Below are 18,260 nucleotides of genomic sequence, written 5' to 3'. Positions count from 1 at the left end.
GTCACTTGGTCCCGCTGAGGCTGATGTCGTACTTCTCAACCAGGGACTTGTACTTGGCGGCGTACTCTTTCCACTGGGTCACGACTTCTTCTCCGGAGATTTCCTTCGGGGTCAGCATGTTCTTCTTGTTGAATTCCTTGTAGGACTCCGTCTTGAGGGTTTCCTGGATGGCTGCGAAGAGTTTGTCCTTCACATCCTGCGGGGTTCCCTTGGGAGCCGCGACGGCGCGGTACTGCGCCACGGGGACGTCATAGCCGGATTCCTTCGCGGTGGGGACGTCCGGGAGGAAGGAGTTCCGCTCTTCGGAGAAGACGAGCAACGGGGTCACCTTGCCGGCCTGAATCTGGGGCATGGCCTCTCCGAGCTGGATGGTGGACACCTCGACCTGGTTGCCGAGGACCGCCGTGAGGGCGGGCTTGCCGCTGTCGAACGGGACGTCCGTTCCCTGAACGTTGGCCTGCTTGAAGAGCACAGTCTGCGCGAGCTGGCTGCCCGTGCCGACGCCCGTGGTGCCGAAGGTGATGTTCCGGCCGGCGCCGGTCAGGTCCGCAATGGTGTTGAGTCCCGATGCCTTGCTGGCCACGAGCACGTAGTCGTCCTGGGACAGGCCGGCAATGATGTCCAGATCGTCGATGCTGACGGCTTCGTCCGCGGTGACCGCCAGCGGGGTGATGGTGATGAGCGAGGCGGTGACCAGCAGCAGGTTCTGGCCGTCAGCGGGCTTGCCCGCCACTTCCTTGGTGGCAAGGGCGCCGTTGGCGCCCGGCTTGTTCACCACCGGCATCGGGACGCCGAGCGTCTTGCCGGCCCCCTCCGAGATGGCGCGGGCAATCAGGTCGGTGCTCCCGCCGGCGGCCTGCCCGACGGTGAGGTTGACCGGACCGCTGGGGAACTTGGCAGTACTGGTGCTGCCGGCCGCGACGTTGCCGCAGGCGGTCAGTGCCAGCAGCGCGACGGCTGAGGCCGCTCCGAGTACGGTGCGGCGGTTGGGGAAGTGCATCATTGGGACTCCTCGTTGACACTGCGGGGCGGGGCCCCGGAAGTATGTGAACCGGGTCACTTCCCGGTTCGCTGAATCGAGTCTAGGGAGCCGGTATGATGCCTGTCTAAGCCCAAATATGCATAGGGTGATACCAGGAAGGCATCATGTTTACCTTTGACCAGCTGTCCGGCTTCATCGCCGTCGCGGAGGAACTCCACTTCGGCCGCGCGGCGGAACGCCTGCAGATGACACAGCCGCCGCTGAGCCGCCAGATCCAGAAACTGGAGCGGAGCGTCGGCGCGGAACTCCTTGAGCGCGACAACCGGAAGGTCCAGCTCACGCACGCGGGGGTGGCCTTTCTCAACGAGGCCAGGCGCCTGCTGGCGCTCGCCGAGCGTGCCCCCGTGACCGCGCGCCGCATCGCGTCCGGCCGCTCGGGCCTGCTGCGCATCGGCTTCACGGCCGCCAGCGGCCTCAGCATCCTGGGTCCGCTGCTCGAAGAGATCTCCACGAGGCTGCCCGACGTCGACATCGACCTCCAGGAGCTGGTGTCCGGCGAGCAGATCCAGGCGCTGCAGACCGGCGAGCTGGATCTGGGTCTGGCCCGGCCGCCCTTTGACCGCGATGTTTTTGATTCGCACCTGCTGTACCGCGAGTCGATGGTGCTCGCCGTTCCGTCCGGTCATCGGCTGGCAGGCCTGGGCCGGGACATCGACAACGAGGAACTGAAGGACGAGCCGCTCATCATGCACTCGCCGCAGCAGGCCCGCTACTTCTACGACCTTGTCATCCGCACTTTTCCCATCCAGCACGGCAATGTGGTCCACACCGTCAGCCAGATCCTCACCATGGTTTCGCTGGTCGCCGCCAAGCGCGGGGTTGCCTTCGTGCCGCACTCCGCCACGGCACTGGGCATCCAGGGTGTTGAATTCCTGCCGTTGAGTGGCAGCCCGGGGGAACCCGTGGAACTGCACGCCATCTGGAACCGCAAGGTGGCGAACCCGGCTCTGCGCCGCCTGCTGACCGAGCTCGACTACCAAATGGAGTAAACTCCCGGCGATGCCCCGAGGGTATCAATGCATACAAAAACGAACTTAGACAGGCATGACAGCCGAGCCTACGCTGGAGGGGAACCGCCCCACTCACGCCATCACGGCGCTCACCCGGAGGACCCCATCGTGGCAAAGTACACACCCTTGGAACTCGCAGACACCCTCAAGAACGGCCTGTTGTCGTTCCCCGTGACCTCATTCGATGCACAGCTGCAATTCGACGAGGAAAACTACCGCAAACACCTGGCCTGGCAGGCCAGCTTCCCGGTTGCGGGCCTCTTTGCCGCCGGCGGCACCGGCGAAGGCTTCTCGCTGACACCGGACGAGTCGGCGAGGGTGGTCCGCGCCGCCGTCGAGGAGGTCGGTGCACTGGTGCCCGTCCTGGCCTCCGCCGGCGGATCCACCGCACAGGCCATCGGCAACGCCCAGGCCGCCGAAGCAGCCGGTGCCGAGGGCATCCTGCTTCTGCCGCCGTACCTGACGGAAGCGGACCAGGGCGGCCTGATCGACCACGTGGGCGCCATCTGCGAGTCCACCTCACTCGGCGTCATCATCTACAACCGCGCCAATGCCATTTACAAGGACACCACGGTGGCCACCCTGGCGGACCGCCATGAGAACCTGATCGGTTTCAAGGACGGCGTGGGCGATCTTGAGCACGACGCCCGCGTCTACGCCAAGCTCGGCGACCGCCTGTTCTACCTCGGGGGCCTTCCCACCGCGGAGACGTTTGCCCTGCCGCTGCTCCAGCTGGGCATGAGCACCTATTCCAGCGCGATGTACAACTTCGTCCCGCAGTTCGCCCTGGACTTCTACCAGGACGTCCGCAACAACGACCGCGTTGCCGTCAACAAGAAGCTCAACGACTTCGTGATCCCCTACCTGGACATCCGCGACCGGGTCAAGGGCTACTCCGTATCCATCGTGAAGGGCGGCCTCGACGCGATCGGCCGCTCCGCCGGCGGGGTCCGGCCGCCCCTGCAGAACCTCGCACCGCAGGACCTCGCGGACCTCACAGCCCTCATCGCAACCGTTTCCTAGGAGGAACCCCGTGACCCTCAACGGACACTCACTCATCGCAGGCCGGCCGGTCGCCGGGGACGGCAAGACCGCCCACGGCTGCAACCCCGCCACCAACGAGCAGCTCGAGCCCGGCTACACACTCCTGACTGAAGAACAGCTCGCGACGGCGACCAGCGCCGCCGCCGCCGCCTACCCCTCCTTCAGCACCCTGGACCCGGAGACCCATGCGGGCTTCCTGGAGGCCATCGCCGATAACATCGAGGCGATCGGCGAAGAGCTCATCACGCGTGCCGGCCTCGAGACCGGCCTGCCGGCGGCGAGGCTGCAGGGCGAGCGGGCACGCACCGCCGGCCAGCTCCGCCTCTTCGCCGCCGTCGTCCGGCAGGGCGATTTCCGCGGCGTCCGGGTCGACCCCGCACTGCCGGACCGCGCCCCCCTGCCGCGGGCTGACATCCGGCAGCGGCAGATCCCGCTCGGCCCGGTGGCCGTCTTCGGCGCCAGCAACTTCCCGCTGGCCTTCTCGACGGCGGGCGGGGACACCGCCTCCGCCCTCGCCGCCGGCTGCCCGGTGGTCTTCAAGGCGCACAACGCCCACCCGGGCACCGGCGAGCTCGTCGGCCAGGCGATTGTCAAAGCCGTCAAAGACTTCGGGCTCCACCCGGGAGTGTTCTCCCTGATCTACGGGCCCGGCAGCAGCATCGGCCAGGCCCTCGTCGCCGATCCGGCGATCAAGGCCGTCGGCTTCACCGGCTCGCAGTCCGCCGGCATCGCCCTGATGCGCACCGCCGCCGCACGGCCGGAGCCGATTCCGGTCTACGCGGAAATGTCCTCACTCAACCCGGTCTTCGTCTTCCCCGGGGCCATCGCCGGCAATGCCGAAGACATCGACGCGCTGGCATCGCAGTACGTTGCGGCCGTCACGGGCAGCTCGGGACAGCTGTGCACCTCCCCCGGGCTCCTGTTCGCCCCCACCGGTGCGGCGGGCGACAAACTTGCCGCCGCCGTCGGCCGCGCCGTGTCCGCCTGCGCCGGACAGACCATGCTGACGGCCGGAATCGCCGAATCCTGGCGCGCCGGAGCCGAGGCCTTGGGCTCCGCCGACAATGTCAGCGTCCTCGGGCACGGCGCGGAAGGCGCCACCGAGAACGCCCCGGCCCCCGCCATCTTCGGCACCGGTGTCGGCGAGTTCGTGTCCAACCCCGTGCTGCACGCGGAAGTTTTCGGCGCGGCCAGCCTCGTGATCCGCTATTCGGACACCGAGGAACTGATCGACGCCGCCGGCCGGCTTGAAGGCCAGCTCACCGCATCCCTGCAGCTCACCCCGGCCGACTACCCGGCGGCGGCACCCCTCGTGCCGGTACTGGAGCAGAAGGTCGGCAGGATCATCGTCAACGGCTGGCCCACCGGCGTCGAGGTCGGGCACGCCATGGTCCACGGCGGCCCCTTCCCGGCCACTTCGGACACGCGGACCACCTCCGTCGGCAGCCTGGCCATCAACCGCTTCCTGCGGCCGGTCGCGTACCAGAACCTGCCGCAGGAACTGCTCCCGGCGCCGCTCCGGGACGGCAATCCGTGGCGGCTGAACCGCCGGGTCGACGGCCTCCTCGAAGCCGCCGCAGCCGAAGAGGCAGCAACCGAGAAAGCAGAGGTCAACGCGTGACCACGCAGCCCACCATTGCCCGCGTCGAAGTCGTTCCCGTCGCGGGCCACGACAGCATGCTGATGAACCTCAGCGGCGCGCATGGCCCGTTCTTCACCCGCAACATTGTCATCGTGACCGATTCGGAAGGCCGCACCGGCCTCGGTGAAGTGCCCGGCGGGGAGAAGATCCGCAGCACCATTGAGGAGGCCGGCAGACTGATCACGGGCCGGCCCGTGGCACGGTACCGCTCGCTGCTGCGGGAAGTTTCGGCGGAGTTCGCGGACCGCGACGCCGGCGGCCGGGGCCTGCAGACCTTCGACCTGCGCACCACTGTCCACGCCGTCACCGCCGTCGAATCGGCGCTGCTGGACCTCCACGGGCAGTTCCTCGGCGTGCCCGTCGCGGAACTTCTGGGCGACGGGCAGCAGCGCGGCTCGGTGCCGATGCTCGGATACCTCTTTTTCATCGGCGACCACGCCCGGACGGACCTGCCGTATCTGGTGGAGGACAACCCGGCAGACCGCTGGGAGACGCTGCGTCGGCAGGAGGCCATGACCCCCGAGGCCGTGGTGGCCCTGGCCGAGGCCGCCCAGGAACGCTACGGCTTCAGCGACTTCAAGCTCAAGGGCGGAGTGCTCTCCGGCGACGCCGAGGTGGACGTGGTCACGGCCCTGGCACGGCGCTTCCCGGAAGCGCGGGTCACCCTGGACCCCAACGGCGGCTGGCTCCTGGACGAGGCCGTCCGCCTGGGCAAGCGGATGCAGGGCGTGGTGGCCTACGCCGAGGACCCCTGCGGCGCCGAGGGCCGGTTCTCCGGCCGCGAGGTGATGGCGGAGTTCCGCCGCGCCACCGGGCTGAGGACGGCCACCAACATGATCGCCACGGACTGGCGCGAGATGTCCCATGCCATCCGGAGCAACGCGGTCGACATCCCGCTGGCCGACCCGCACTTCTGGACCATGCACGGCTCCGTCCGGGTGGCCCAGCTGTGCGACGAGTTCGGACTGACCTGGGGCTCGCACTCGAACAACCACTTCGACATCTCCCTGGCCATGTTCACCCACACCGGTGCGGCCGCCCCGGGCGAGATCACGGCGCTGGACACGCACTGGATCTGGCAGGACGGCCAGGGCCTGACCCAGGAACCGCTTCAGATCCGGGACGGCGCGATCGAAGTTCCGGCTGCGCCCGGCCTGGGGATCGAACTGGACCGCGACGCCCTGGCCAAGGCACACCAGCTGTACCTGGAGCACGGGCTCGATGCCCGCGACGACAGCATCGGCATGCAGTACTACATCGACGGCTGGACCTTCGACCCCAAGCGGCCCTGCCTGGTCCGCTGACCGGTGCGGCCGAACAGCCGCACCTGAAACCCCGCACGGCCGCCTCCCCTCGCAACCGGAGCCGGCCGTGCGGCATCCCACGTCCGGCCGGATGCCGGCCCGCAGCTACCTTCGAAGGGCAAATTTTGGGCGGCGTTGTCTCCGGAATCCTGATTGTCTCCGCAGTCATCGCCGTCGGCTATTGCGCCGCCCGGCTGCGCATCCTGGGCCCCGAGGTCCAGGGCGCCCTCACCCGCACCGCCTTCTACGTCACCAACCCCGCACTGCTGTTCACGGTCGTGGCCGGAAGTGACATCCGCGCCGCGCTGGGCACCGACGCCCCGCTGGCGCTGCTGTCCGCGGCGGCCGTGGGCGTGCTCTACTGCCTGCTCAGCTTCCTGTTCTTCCGGCGGCCCGTCGCCGAAACCGCCGTCGGCGCCATGGCCAGCAGCTATGCCAACGCCAATAACATCGGCATCCCCGTGTCGCTCTACGCCGTGGGGACCGCACAGCATGTGGCCCCGGTGCTCTTGGTGCAGATCCTGGTCATGGCCCCGTTCTACCTCACTGTCCTGGGCCTGGCCGGGGGCTCCAGGATCTCCTGGAAAAAGCTTCTACTCCAGCCGTTCGCGAATCCGATGATCATCGCGTCCGGGCTGGGCGCCGCCGTCGCCCTGACCGGCTGGAGCGCACCTGTCCTGCTCCAGAAACCCATCGACATGCTCGCCGGCGGGGCCGTCCCCATGGTCCTGCTCGCTTTTGGACTCTCCCTGGCCGGCAAGGCGCCGCTGCAAAAGGGGGACGGCCGCACCGAGACACTGGTCGCCACCGCCCTGAAGATTGCCGGGATGCCGCTCATCGTGTGGGCACTGGGCCGCTTTGTCTTTGGCCTGGAGGGCCAGCACCTGCTGGCAATCGTCATCATGGCGGCCCTGCCCACGGCACAGAACGTGTTCCTCTTCGCCTCCCCCTACGGGCGGGGCATGACGATGGCCCGCGACGTGATCCTCTGCACCACCGTTCTCAGCGCCGGCGCGCTGCTCGTCGTTGCCTGGCTGCTCGGCTAGGGTCCATTCCCGAAAGTACTTGTTATACAAGTTAATAACTTGTATCCTAAGTTGGTGCGGGGCGGTGCAGCCCGGCAAGACCTCCAGGGAGAATCCATGACCAGCGTAGACCTGATCCGCCACGTAAAACTTTCCACTGCACGGCTGCCGCTCGCCGTCCCGATCAGCGACGCGAAAGTCTTCACCGGGCGCCAGAAGCCCATGACTGAAGTTGTCTTCCTCTTCGCCGAAATCACCACCGAGCAGGGCCACCGCGGAATCGGCTTCAGCTACTCCAAACGCGCCGGAGGCCCGGCCCAGTACGCCCACGCCAAGGAGGTCGCCGAAGGCATCATCGGGGAGGACCCGAACGACATCGGCAAGCTCTACACCAAGCTCCTGTGGGCGGGCGCGTCCGTCGGCCGTTCCGGCGTCGCCACGCAGGCACTGGCCGCCATTGACATCGCGCTCTACGACCTGAAGGCCAAGCGCGCGGGACTGCCGCTGGCCAAGTTCCTCGGCTCCTACCGCGACTCCGTGCAGACCTACAACACCTCCGGCGGCTTCCTGAACGCCTCGCTCGACGAGGTCAAGGCCCGCGCCACGGCCCTCCTGGACGAGGGCATCGGCGGCATCAAGATCAAGGTGGGCCTGCCGGACACGGCCGAGGACCTCCGCCGTGTGGCCGGGGTCCGCGAACACATCGGCTGGGACGTGCCGCTGATGGTCGACGCCAACCAGCAGTGGGACCGCGCCACCGCCCTGCGGATGGGCCGCCAGCTGGAGGAATTCAACCTTGTCTGGATCGAGGAGCCCCTCGACGCCTACGACTTCGAAGGCCACGCACATCTCGCCCAAATCCTGGACACTCCCATCGCCACCGGCGAGATGCTGGCGTCCGTCGCCGAACACCAGGGGCTGATCAAAGCCAACGGCTGCGACATCATCCAGCCCGACGCACCGCGCGTCGGCGGCATCACCCAGTTCCTCCGCCTCGCTGCCCTGGCGGACGAACGCGGACTGGGCCTGGCCCCGCACTTCGCCATGGAAATCCATCTCCACCTCGCCGCGGCCTACCCGCGCGAACCGTGGGTGGAGCACTTCGACTGGCTGGATCCGCTCTTCAACGAACGCCTCGAAACCAAGAACGGCCGCATGCTGGTTCCGGACCGTCCCGGGCTGGGCATCACACTCAGCGACCAGGCGCGGGCCTGGACGACCGAGTCGGTGGAATTCGGCACGTAACCTAGAACCATGAGCCGGAACCTGACCGCGGACCTCGCCGCCGATCTTCGCATGCGCATTGTCGACGGCGTCATCCAGCCGGGGGACAAGCTTCCCAGCGAAAACACCCTGATCAGCGAATTCGGCGTCAGCCGGACAGTGGTCCGGTCCGCGCTCACCCGCCTGCAGGCCGAAGGGCTCGTCGAAACCGAACGGGGGCGGGGCAGCTTTGCGCTGACCCCTCCCCCGGCCGACGCGCCGCCGGTGCCCGGGATCCGGCCGGTGGTCAGCCTGGAAGACCGCGCCAGGCTGCTGGAGTTCCGCATCGGCGTCGAGTCCGAGGCTGCCGCCCTGGCGGCCCGGAACCGCTCGGAACGGCAGCTGCAGGCGGTCCGCACGGCGCTGGAGGAGTTCACCGCCAGCGGGACCCACCCGGCGCACGCCATGAAATCGGACTACGAGTTCCACCGGGCCATCGCAGCCGCCACCGGAAACCCGTTCTATTCCGACTGCCTGGCGGCGCTGGGGCAGACCATGATCGCCATGCCCAGGACCCGCCTCATGACCGGCGGTGAGCACCACGTGCGGGAGCATTTCGAGCAAGTGGTGCTGGAACACGAGTCCATCTACGCCGCCATCGCCGAGGGCGACGGAGCGTCGTCGTCGGCGGCCATGCGCAGCCACCTGGCAAACTCCCGACGCCGGCTCCGCACGCCCGCTGCCGGGCGCCGGGCCGGCAGCTAGGGACTGTCCGGATGCAGTCTGCGGACACCGCTGTCACGGACCTGGCAACCGCCACGAAGAAGTTCTTCCGGCGGGTCCTGCCCATCATGCTGGTCATGCTCGTGTGCAACCAGCTCAACCGGTCCAACATCGGCTACGCCCAGGCCCAGCTGGAAGCAGACGTGGGCATCGGTGCTGCGGCCTACGGTCTTGGCGCCGGACTGTTTTTCATCGCCTACGCCATCTTTGAACTGCCCAGCAACGTCATGATGGAGAAGTTCGGGGCGAAGATCTGGCTCTCCCGGATCATGGTCAGCTGGGGCATCGTCTCCTTCCTGATGGCGTTCGTGCAGAACGAGACCTGGTTCTTCGTCCTGCGGTTCTTGCTGGGCGCCGCCGAGGCCGGATTCTTCCCAGCGGTCATCTTCTACTTTTCCCGATGGGTGCCGGCGGGCCAGCGCGGCAAGGCCACGGCGATCTTCATCGCCGGATCCTCAGTTGCCGCCGCCATTTCAGGGCCCATCGCAGGGATGCTGCTCAGCCTGCACGACGTTCTGGGCCTGCGCGGCTGGCAGTGGCTGTTCGGCTTCGAGGGCCTGCTCTCCGTGGTGGTCGGGATCGCCGTGTATTTCGTGCTGGACGCCACGGTCCAGGACGCCAAGTGGCTGAGCCGCGGTGAAAAAACCGCCCTGGGCGCTGCCATCGCGGAAGAGGACGCCCGGCACGCCGGCGCCGGGGAAGGGCGTGCCAGCCGCTGGAAGATGCTGCTGGACCCGCAGATCCTGCTGCTGTGCGGCATCTATTTCGCCATCCAGCTCTCCGTCTACGCCAACACCTTCTGGCTCCCCAGCATCATCAGGCGGATCCCGGGAACCACGGATCTCAGTGTCGGGTTCCTGTCCTCCATTCCGTGGGTGTGCGCCATCGTGGCCATGTACTTCGCGGCCCGGTGGCAGGACAAAGCAACGTCCAAGCGCCCGCTGCTGGTGGTTGCGCTGCTGGTGGCCGCCGCCGGGACCCTCGCGGCCGCCGTCGCGTCCCCGGTCCTGGCGCTGATTTTCCTGTCTGTCGCCGCGATGGGCTTCAAGAGCGCATCGCCCCTGTTCTGGACCATTCCCCAGTCCGGCCTCCATCCGCTGGTCCTCGCTCCCGCGATCGCCGTCATCAACTCGCTGGGAAACCTGGGCGGTTTCGTGGCGCCCTTCGGGTTCGGGATCATCAAGGAACAGACGGGAAGCGTGACGCCGGGGCTCTTCGCTCTCGCCGCCGCCTCCACGGCCGCCGCCGGCCTGGTCTATTTCCTCAGGGAACGCCTAACCCGCACCGGACCCCGGGACGGAGCGGTCCGGGACGGAGCGGTCCGGGACGGAGCGGTCCGGGAGGTGGCCGGCGTCCGCTACGGGGACGGAGTCCGGGATGGGGCCGGACGGATTTCCCGGGAAGCCGTCACTGCGCCGTAGCCGCCCGCACTGCCTCGCGCAGGGAAGTTGTGGGCCGGCCGATGAGCCTGCTGAGGTCCCCGCTGGTGACGAGCAGTTCGCCGCGCGCGATGCCGCGGTCGCTGTCCGCAAGGATGGCCGCAAACGGCGCGGGCAGTCCGGCACCGACCAGCAGCTCCGCGTATTGCTGCACGGGCAGGTCCTGGTAGGCCACCGGCTGCCCGGCGGCGGCGCTGACTTCCTCAGCCAGCTCGCTGAGGGTGAAGGGCACGTCGCCGCCGAGCTCGTGGACCTTCCCGGCCTGGTCATCGCGGAGGAGCACCGCCGCAGCGGCGCGGGCATAGTCGGCGCGGGTGGCCGCGCTGACCCGCCCGTCTCCGGCGCTGCCGAGGACGGCGCCGTGCTGGAGGTAGCTGCCCAGCTGGTCCGTGTAGTTCTCCAGGTACCAGCCGTTGCGGAGCAGCGTGAACGGAAGACCCGACGTCGACAGGGCCTCTTCCGTGGCCTCGTGTTCCGCCGCCAGTTGCATGTCCGTGCGGCCGGCATTCGCGATGCTGGTGTAAACGACCAGCCCGACACCGGCCTCCTTGGCGGCCTCGATGGCATTCCGATGCTGCTCAAGGCGCTGGCCAACTTCACTGCCGGAGATCAGCAGCACCTTGCTGGCACCGGCGAAGGCCGTCCGCAGGGAGGCCGGGTCCTGATAGTCGATCTGCCGGACTTGGACGCCCCGGCCGGCGAGGTCCGCGACCTTGGCCACATCCCGGCCGGCGGCCACGATCTGCCCCGCGGGCACGCTGGTCTCGAGGAGGGCTTCAACAACAAGGCGGCCGAGCTGTCCGGTCGCGCCGGTGATAACGATGGTCATGGTGGTCCTTTCACGGGGATGGCTGACATTCATGCCAACGGCACCGAAACCGCAATGCTTCCCAAAAGAAAGTACGCACTTTGAAGTAAGGTACTGCCATGACAGTAAGTACAGGGAACAGCCTCTCTCCCCTGCAGGGCGCGGACGGGATCTTCCCCGCCGGTTGCCCCAGCCGCACGGTCCTCGACCACGTCTCCAGCAAGTGGGGCGTGCTGATCCTGGTCGCGCTGTGGAACGGCCCGCAGCGCTGGAGCGAACTGCGGCGCCGGGCCGAAGGCATCAGCGAGAAAATGCTCGCCCAAACCCTCAAGACACTGGAAGGGGACGGCTTCCTCCATCGCGACGCCCAGCCGGTCATCCCGCCCAGGGTCGATTACAGCCTCAGTAACCGTGGCCGGGAGCTGGTGGCCGTGCTGCTCCCGCTCGTCAGTTGGATAGCCGAGCACGCCGACGAAATCGTCAGCGTCCCCGGCACCGCCGGCTCCGGGGAATCCGGCGACGCCGCGGAAGCCCCGCACGGACACATAGCGCCATGACGGAACTCGATCTTGACGTGCGCTGGTATGCGGGGACGAGGTCCCGCCGCCGCAGCCCGGCCCCACCGATCCAGGTGCACATGGCCGCGCCCCACACGGCCCTGCTCCGGCAGAGCATCGCGACGGATTTCGAGGCACCCTTCCTGTACCTGCTGTTCGGCGAGGACCGTGCCTTCCTTCTCGATACAGGCGCGACGGCGGACGCCACCGGATTTCCCCTTCGGGCGACCGTCGACACACTCATTGACGGCTGGCTGCGCACACACCCCAGGCACCGCTACGAACTCATCGTGGCCCACTCGCACGCCCACGGGGACCACGTCGCCGGGGACGGGCAGTTCACCGACCGGCCGCACACCCGGGTCGTGGGCCATTCAGCCGAAGATGCTGCCGCGTTCTTCGGGATCGACCACTGGCCCCGGGGCCGGGCCCGCGTGGACCTTGGCGGCCGGGTTCTTGAGGTGATCCCGACGCCGGGGCACCATCCTTCCGCCGTCGCCATTTACGACGACGCCACGGGCATGCTGCTCACCGGGGACACGGTTTATCCCGGGCGGCTGTATGTGCAGGATTTTCCGGCCTTCCAGGATTCGCTGCGCGCCCTCTGCGACTTCAGTGCGGCACATCCGGTCAGGGTGGTTCTTGGCGCCCACATCGAAATGTCGGCCAGGCCGTTCAGGGACTTTCCGCTCGGCTCAACGTGGCACCCCGGCGAAGCCCCCCTTCCCCTGACGGTCGCGGACCTGCACGCGATCCGGGACGCGGCAGCCCTCAGGGCCGACCGCCCCGGGGCACACCGCTACGCGAATTTCATCATCTGGAACGGGCCCTGCCGGCTGGAGTCCGCGGCCCAGTCCGTCCGGCTCCTGCTGTTCCGGGCTTTCGCCCTGCTTCGGACACTGGGCCGGTAGCGCTGCCCCGGATCCCGGGGCGGCGTCAGCAATTCACGATAGCCGGCCCGCTGCCAAGGAGGACCGGTGGAAGTCCGTGCGCCACACCCCGGTGGCCTGCCCGTCGCCGTCGGTAACGACGTACTCGGGCCAGCGATCGAAGGCGGAGCAGGGGTGGGATATCCCGAAGTCGACCACATCGGTGACGTCCAGTCCGCTCACCCCGGTGAGGACTGCGTGATGGTCGAACAGGTTCCGCACCACGGCGGCCGCCCCGTCCCTGGGTGCGCCGTCCGCTGTGCGGGCGGACAGGAACACCGGCAGCCCGGCGTCGTAGGGAAGATCCCGTTTGCCGGCCCCGACGACGGCCATTCCCTCCTCCGGGGTGGACAGGACAACGGCCCGGACGGAAACCGCGGGGATGAGGCCCTGGACCGGGCTGACGCCGGCGTAGGTGCCGTGATCGTGGGTGACATAGCAGCCGGACCGCAGGATCCTTCTGGTGCCGGGCACCAGGCCGTCGTCGGGCAGGAACTCCACGACGCGGTCCGGGAACGCGGACCCGCCCATGGAGTAGATGGGGGCGTCGGTTTCAAAATACTGTGCGGTGTCCAGATACACGTCCCGCACGAGCCGGCAGTGCCGGTCAACGGCGTCAACCGTGGACGCCGCCCTGCTGTTGGGCACAACGCCCTCGTAACCGGCAACACCGACCAGCCGGAGGGCGGGCGTACCGTGGACCAGCCCGGCCAGGCGGAGTGCTTCCTGGCGGCTCCGGGTACCCGTACGCCCGTCCGGTGACCCGACGTCGATCAGCACCTCAAGGCTGACGGCCGCCCCGGCGAACACCCGGGCCGCCGCCTCAACACCGGCGGCGGAATCTACGAAGCAGCGGATTTCCAGCCCCGGATCCTCCTCCAGCCAGACGCGGAGGCGCATCAGCCCGTACCGGTCGACCACCTCGTTGGCCACGAGAACGTGCCGGTGCCGCCAGCCCAGCGCCGACGCGGCCTGGTCCACGGTGGCGACTGTGACGCCGACGGCGCCGGCAGCCATCTGGCGGGCAATGACCGGCGCGGACATCGTTGTCTTGACATGGGGGGCCAGATCCACGCCCCGCTGCCCGCACCAGGAGGCCATCACCCGGACGTTGTTCTCGAGGGCAGCGATATTGAGCCGCAACTGCGGATACGCCGGGGCGGCAACCATCCCCGCCTCGACATCTATATCGGTTCCGCTATGGGGCTGGATCGGGCTGCTCACGGGGCTATTCTGCCACGGCCCTGCCGGGCTGGATCCGCCCGGTATGCCTCGCGGCGCCCTCTAACGCTATTGAGTCCCTGCCCGCCGCCCGGGAGGATAATGACAGCGGGAGCCAGCAGCCACTGCGGACGGAAGGGGCCGAATGCAAACGCCGCCGCGCATCACGGTGGAGGTACCGGTACTGACCATCGGCTCCGGGCCCTCCGACTACGAGGGACTGGGCAGCCAGGTCGACGCGCTGCGCAGGCAACAGGGGCTGCACCTGACCCTGCTGCACATCGGCGTCCTGACGGACTTCGCCCGCGACATCGCGGAATGGACCAGGGGCATCACGACCGCCGAGGAAGCCACCAGCCAGGCGGTCTCCTGGCTGGAGGGTCTGCCCGTGCTGGCAGGCTTCACCGGAACGTCCGGGAGGCTGGTCCTGCTGGGCGGCGGGCGCGTCAGCGGGCTGGAGGTCGAGGTGCCCCCGCATGTCCGGGACTACCAGGTTTCCCTCGTGAAGGCGCTGCATGAACTGTTGGACGAGTTGCTGGTGGACAATGTCGATGACTTTATCCTCGGATCACGCGCCCTCGGTTTCAGGTACCCCCACTGGACACCCCACGTTGCCGTCGGCCGCCCCAAGTGGCGGGGCCGCGGGCCGTGGGACATCGACCCGCTGGCCATCGAATTCGGCGAATCACGGATCCGGAACCGCCAGTTCCTTCCCGGCGGCGCCGGAGAAGTACGACCGGACCAGGACCCCCGGCCGCCCCGGACTGAAGGTGCGCAATGACGATCCGGAGCGCAGGAATCCTGCTGTACCGGCGGGGCGGCGGAGGCGAAGTGGAAGTGTGGATAGCCCATATGGGCGGACCGTTCTGGGCCCGCAAGGATGCCCGCGCCTGGTCGATTCCCAAGGGCGAATACCTTCCAGACGAGGACCCGCTGGTCGCCGCGCAACGCGAGTTCGCCGAAGAGATGGGGTCTCCTGCACCATCGGCCGACTACCTCCGGCTCGGTGCGTTCCGGCAGCCCTCGGGAAAGGTCATCACGGTCTTCACGGCCGAGTCCGGCTTCGCCCCCGAACGGGTCGTGAGCAACACCTTCGCACTGGATTGGCCGAAGGGGTCCGGCACGGTCCGCAACTATCCCGAGGTCGACGACGCCAAGTGGGCCGGAGTGGAGGAAGCCCGCACCCGGCTGGTCGGCGGCCAACTCCCCATCCTTGACGCGCTGATCCAGCATCTGGAGGGCCGAAGTACGTGACGGACGCGTCGCCCGGCCACCTCCCTGGCCGCCGCCTGCCATTGCTGGCCCGGCAGCGGACTGCCATCCTTGGGTAATCCGCACTCCCGGAAGCGAACGAAAGGGAAAGACAATGCCGCTCTATCTGTCGAAGTTCAGCTATACCCCTGAGACCTGGGCCAGGATGATCAGCAACCCGGAAGACCGCGGAAAGGCCGCCCAGGCCTATATTGAATCGGTCGGGGGTAAACTCCACGGCTTCTGGTACGCCTTCGGCAGCCACGACGGCTACAACCTGTGGGAGGCCCCGAACAACGTATCCATGGCCGCGGTGGCGCTGGCCATCACCGGCGGCGGAGCGCTGAGTTCCCTGGAAACAACGGTGCTTTTGACCGTCGACGAAACGCTGGACGCCCTGCGGATGGCCGCGGACGTCGGGTACCGCGCTCCCGCCACCTGACGATCCCGTCCCACGCAGAGAGAGGACTCCCCCGATGAGTGCACTCGAACCGACCGGGCGGCGTGAGCTGTCCGCCGTCCATCGCGCGGCGAGCCTCAAAGAGCGCGTCTACATCAGTTTCACCAGCCTGGCTGTGGTGCTGGCCCTTCGGAGCCACGCAGACGAGACGACGCCCGCTGCCGCGGCGGTAACCCTCAGCATCGTGGTCATTGGTTCCCTGCTTGGGATCTTCGTTGCAGACCTGCTGAGCCACCTGACGGTGCACGCCCAGCTCCCGAGTGGTGAGGAACTGCACCACATGATCGCCGTCAGCACCGAAGCCCTCACCGTCCTGGTGACGCCGCTGCTGCTCCTCGCGGCGGCGGGCCTCGGAGTGTGGTCGACTGCCGTGGCACTGCAATGGGCAACCGTCGTCCTCGTGGTGACACTCCTCGTGGTCGGCTACCTCGCGATCCGGCGGCTCGACCTGCCGTTCCGCCACAAAGCCCTCATTATGTTCGCCGAAGTAGTCTTGAGCCTGGTGGTCATTGGGCTCGAACTGCTGGCGCACAATCTCTGATAACGGCACCGCGGACCCCGCCTGGGATCAAGCCGCGCTCCTATTCGTTGGGGTGGTAGCGGCCCAAAACCTACCCCCACAAAGGAGACTGCTTGCTGATCGTGCTCACCGGAATTGACGGTTCAGGAAAAACGACGGCGGCACGGGCCCTCGTTGATGCCGCCCGCCGTGCGGGGAAAGGCGCCCTGTTCCTCGGCAATTATGCAGGTCGCCGACAGATGTCCCTCATCAGTGCCAGACTCGGCATCCACCTGCCCCCGCGGCTGGCGGACTGTCTTGAAACGGCGGTCCGGACCTTCAACGTCCTGAATTCACACCGCCGCGCCAAACGGTTTCCCGGCCTGGTGGTCATGGATCGGGACCTGCATTGCCAGCTCGCGCTGCGCCGGATGCAAGGACTTCCCCGGGGACGCGTGCTTCTGTTCCTCATCCGCACGCTTCCCCAGCCCGACCTCCTCATCTACCTCGACATCGACCCCCGCGAGGCGCACGCACGCGTCCTCGCGCGGGGCACCGACTCCGAGCGCCTCGAAGACCTGGAGTCCTTACGCGACGCGTACCGTTCACTCCCGGAATTCACGGGGTTTACCAGCATCCCTGCCGACGGGCAGCCCGCCGAGGTGCTGGCCCGGCTCCACGCCGCCATCACCAATGCCTGCAAAGGGCCGGCCGGGGAGCACTCCCCCGCCGGCCCCGCCCCCGCCTAACGCGGCCCGGAGCGGGATCCGCCGGACCCGGCTCCTAACGTGCGAGGTATTCCTCGTGCTGCCGGTGCGCCTCCGCCACCAGCGCCCGGATCTTGTCAATGTCCTTGGCCTTGTTGCGGTACTTCGGATCCATGGCCAGGATCTGGGACTCTTCGTCGGTCAGCATCCGGTAAATCCGTTCACGTTCGGACGAGTCGGCGGTGTATTCCAGGTCAAGGTAGTTGACGGCGTGCCGGCGCGCGTTGTTGATGGACGTCTGGGCTTTGCCGGCCTTGCTCAGCAGCGACGCGACGACGGTCAGGATGAGCACCCCGACGATGACACCCAGGGACGTGGCGGTGCTGATCTCGATCACGGGAACCGGCTGGCCGCCGTTGATGAACGGCAGGTTGTTCTCATGCAGGGCGTGGAGCACCAGCTTGACGCCGATAAAGGCGAGAATGACCGCCAGGCCGTAGGCGAGGTAGATGAGGCGGTCCAGGAGGCCGTCGATCAGGAAGTACAGCTGGCGCAGGCCCATCAGGGAAAACGCCGTGGCGGTGAAGACGATGTACACGTTCTGGGTCAGCCCGAAGATCGCCGGGATGGAGTCCAGGGCGAAGAGGATATCGGTTCCCCCGATCGCCACCATGACCAGCAGCATCGGCGTCAGCGCCCTCTTTCCATCCTGGATGGTGAAGAGCTTGTCCCCGTCGTAGTGCTCCGTGGTGTGGAAGAGCTTCCTGGCCATGCGGATCATGAAATTGTCGGCCTGGTCCTCGCCGTGGGCGTCCGGCCGGAGCAGGTTTCCCGCGGTGATCAGCAGGATCAGTCCGAAGATGTAGAACACCCACGCGAAGGAATTGATCAGCGCGGCGCCCAGCAGGATGAAGCCGGTGCGGGCGATCAGCGAGAAGACGATGCCGAAGAGCAGCACCTTCTGCTGGTCCTCGCGGGGCACCCGGAAACTCGCGATGATGATCAGGAAGACAAAGAGGTTGTCGACGGACAAGGCCTTTTCCGTGATGTACCCGGCGAAGTACTCCGACCCCATCTCGGTGCCGCCGAAAACCCACACCAGGACACCGAAGAGGACAGCCAGCCCCACATAGAGCGCCGACCAGGCGGCGGCCTCCTTCAGCGTGGGCACATGGGCCTTGCGGATGTGGAAGAAGTAGTCGAAAGCCAGCAGGGCCAGGATCACGGCAATGGTGATGGCCCAGATAAGCGGGGAAACGGTCATGGTGCTCAACTTCCGTGAAGGATCCGGCCCGTGGGGCCAGTTCGGTCCGGCATTGCAGGTGGTGTGAGAAGT

At 67.5% G+C, this 18,260-nt stretch carries 19 protein-coding genes; 15 read left to right on the top strand and 4 right to left on the bottom strand.

Annotated features, from left to right (window positions below; all coding sequences use genetic code 11):
* Nucleotide 1: 1 nt before the first annotated feature.
* The gene (locus ABIC21_RS11105; RefSeq protein ID WP_354350459.1) at nucleotides 2-1,003 is read right to left on the bottom strand and encodes a tripartite tricarboxylate transporter substrate binding protein; all 1,002 of its coding nucleotides are present in this window, start codon (nucleotides 1,001-1,003) and stop codon (nucleotides 2-4) included.
* 143 nt (nucleotides 1,004-1,146) lie between these two features.
* Here ABIC21_RS11105 and ABIC21_RS11100 point away from each other — a divergent pair, with 143 nt between their 5' ends.
* The 8 genes from ABIC21_RS11100 to ABIC21_RS11065 all read left to right on the top strand — a co-directional run bounded on the left by ABIC21_RS11100 (nucleotide 1,147) and on the right by ABIC21_RS11065 (nucleotide 10,474).
* A complete protein-coding gene (locus tag ABIC21_RS11100; protein WP_354350458.1) occupies nucleotides 1,147-2,031 on the top strand; it encodes a LysR family transcriptional regulator in 885 nt (294 codons plus the stop codon).
* A 129-nt stretch (nucleotides 2,032-2,160) separates the two neighbouring features.
* On the top strand, nucleotides 2,161-3,075 hold the full coding sequence (gene kdgD, locus ABIC21_RS11095; RefSeq protein ID WP_354350457.1) for a 5-dehydro-4-deoxyglucarate dehydratase: 915 nt from the start codon (nucleotides 2,161-2,163) through the stop codon (nucleotides 3,073-3,075).
* Between the two features lie 10 nt (nucleotides 3,076-3,085).
* Nucleotides 3,086-4,717 (top strand): aldehyde dehydrogenase (NADP(+)), encoded by a 1,632-nt coding sequence (locus tag ABIC21_RS11090; protein WP_354350456.1) that lies wholly within the window; start codon nucleotides 3,086-3,088, stop codon nucleotides 4,715-4,717.
* Nucleotides 4,714-6,042 (top strand): enolase C-terminal domain-like protein, encoded by a 1,329-nt coding sequence (locus tag ABIC21_RS11085; protein WP_354350455.1) that lies wholly within the window; start codon nucleotides 4,714-4,716, stop codon nucleotides 6,040-6,042. Before ABIC21_RS11090 ends, ABIC21_RS11085 begins: the two co-directional genes overlap by 4 nt.
* Before the next feature lie 125 nt (nucleotides 6,043-6,167).
* Nucleotides 6,168-7,088, top strand: coding sequence for an AEC family transporter (locus tag ABIC21_RS11080; RefSeq protein WP_354350454.1), 921 nt, complete (start codon nucleotides 6,168-6,170; stop codon nucleotides 7,086-7,088).
* A 96-nt stretch (nucleotides 7,089-7,184) separates the two neighbouring features.
* The gene (locus tag ABIC21_RS11075; protein WP_354350453.1) at nucleotides 7,185-8,312 is read left to right on the top strand and encodes an L-talarate/galactarate dehydratase; all 1,128 of its coding nucleotides are present in this window, start codon (nucleotides 7,185-7,187) and stop codon (nucleotides 8,310-8,312) included.
* 9 nt (nucleotides 8,313-8,321) lie between these two features.
* Entirely contained in the window at nucleotides 8,322-9,035 is a 714-nt protein-coding gene (locus ABIC21_RS11070; RefSeq protein WP_354350452.1) for a FadR/GntR family transcriptional regulator, read from the top strand.
* Nucleotides 9,036-9,046: 11 nt separating this feature from the next.
* Nucleotides 9,047-10,474, top strand: a complete 1,428-nt coding sequence (locus ABIC21_RS11065) for an MFS transporter (RefSeq protein WP_354350451.1) — start codon at nucleotides 9,047-9,049, stop codon at nucleotides 10,472-10,474.
* On the opposite strand, the gene ABIC21_RS11060 is transcribed toward ABIC21_RS11065, so the two are convergent.
* Nucleotides 10,461-11,321, bottom strand: coding sequence for an SDR family oxidoreductase (locus ABIC21_RS11060; RefSeq protein ID WP_354350450.1), 861 nt, complete (start codon nucleotides 11,319-11,321; stop codon nucleotides 10,461-10,463). The genes ABIC21_RS11065 and ABIC21_RS11060 overlap by 14 nt on opposite strands.
* Nucleotides 11,322-11,419: 98 nt before the next feature.
* Here ABIC21_RS11060 and ABIC21_RS11055 point away from each other — a divergent pair, with 98 nt between their 5' ends.
* Both ABIC21_RS11055 and ABIC21_RS11050 read left to right on the top strand, forming a co-directional pair.
* Nucleotides 11,420-11,857 (top strand): winged helix-turn-helix transcriptional regulator, encoded by a 438-nt coding sequence (locus tag ABIC21_RS11055; RefSeq protein WP_354350449.1) that lies wholly within the window; start codon nucleotides 11,420-11,422, stop codon nucleotides 11,855-11,857.
* Nucleotides 11,854-12,768, top strand: coding sequence for an MBL fold metallo-hydrolase (locus tag ABIC21_RS11050; protein WP_354350448.1), 915 nt, complete (start codon nucleotides 11,854-11,856; stop codon nucleotides 12,766-12,768). Before ABIC21_RS11055 ends, ABIC21_RS11050 begins: the two co-directional genes overlap by 4 nt.
* Nucleotides 12,769-12,801: 33 nt before the next feature.
* Here the strand turns inward: ABIC21_RS11050 and ABIC21_RS11045 are convergent, their stop codons facing one another.
* A complete protein-coding gene (locus ABIC21_RS11045) occupies nucleotides 12,802-14,010 on the bottom strand; it encodes an alanine racemase (RefSeq protein WP_354350447.1) in 1,209 nt (402 codons plus the stop codon).
* Between the two features lie 142 nt (nucleotides 14,011-14,152).
* On the opposite strand from ABIC21_RS11045, the gene ABIC21_RS11040 reads away from it, so the two are divergent.
* The 5 genes from ABIC21_RS11040 to ABIC21_RS11020 all read left to right on the top strand — a co-directional run bounded on the left by ABIC21_RS11040 (nucleotide 14,153) and on the right by ABIC21_RS11020 (nucleotide 16,966).
* The gene (locus tag ABIC21_RS11040; RefSeq protein WP_354350446.1) at nucleotides 14,153-14,788 is read left to right on the top strand and encodes a hypothetical protein; all 636 of its coding nucleotides are present in this window, start codon (nucleotides 14,153-14,155) and stop codon (nucleotides 14,786-14,788) included.
* Nucleotides 14,785-15,261: an NUDIX hydrolase gene (locus tag ABIC21_RS11035; RefSeq protein ID WP_354350445.1), complete on the top strand. Its 477-nt coding sequence runs from the start codon at nucleotides 14,785-14,787 to the stop codon at nucleotides 15,259-15,261. The genes ABIC21_RS11040 and ABIC21_RS11035 overlap by 4 nt, the downstream gene beginning before the upstream one ends.
* Nucleotides 15,262-15,373: 112 nt before the next feature.
* Entirely contained in the window at nucleotides 15,374-15,700 is a 327-nt protein-coding gene (locus tag ABIC21_RS11030) for a GYD domain-containing protein (protein ID WP_354350444.1), read from the top strand.
* 34 nt (nucleotides 15,701-15,734) lie between these two features.
* Nucleotides 15,735-16,259: a hypothetical protein gene (locus ABIC21_RS11025; protein WP_354350443.1), complete on the top strand. Its 525-nt coding sequence runs from the start codon at nucleotides 15,735-15,737 to the stop codon at nucleotides 16,257-16,259.
* A gap of 92 nt (nucleotides 16,260-16,351) precedes the next feature.
* The gene (locus ABIC21_RS11020) at nucleotides 16,352-16,966 is read left to right on the top strand and encodes a nucleoside/nucleotide kinase family protein (RefSeq protein WP_354350442.1); all 615 of its coding nucleotides are present in this window, start codon (nucleotides 16,352-16,354) and stop codon (nucleotides 16,964-16,966) included.
* A 34-nt stretch (nucleotides 16,967-17,000) separates the two neighbouring features.
* Here ABIC21_RS11020 and ABIC21_RS11015 read toward each other — a convergent pair whose 3' ends face one another.
* Nucleotides 17,001-18,188, bottom strand: a complete 1,188-nt coding sequence (locus ABIC21_RS11015; protein WP_354350441.1) for a TerC family protein — start codon at nucleotides 18,186-18,188, stop codon at nucleotides 17,001-17,003.
* Nucleotides 18,189-18,260 lie beyond the last annotated feature (72 nt).

The sequence above is a fragment of the Pseudarthrobacter sp. PvP090 genome (assembly GCF_040547365.1).
GTDB lineage: Bacteria > Actinomycetota > Actinomycetes > Actinomycetales > Micrococcaceae > Arthrobacter.
The sequence above is the reverse complement of the archived record's forward strand: the minus strand, read 5'-3'. Positions and strand labels throughout refer to the sequence as shown.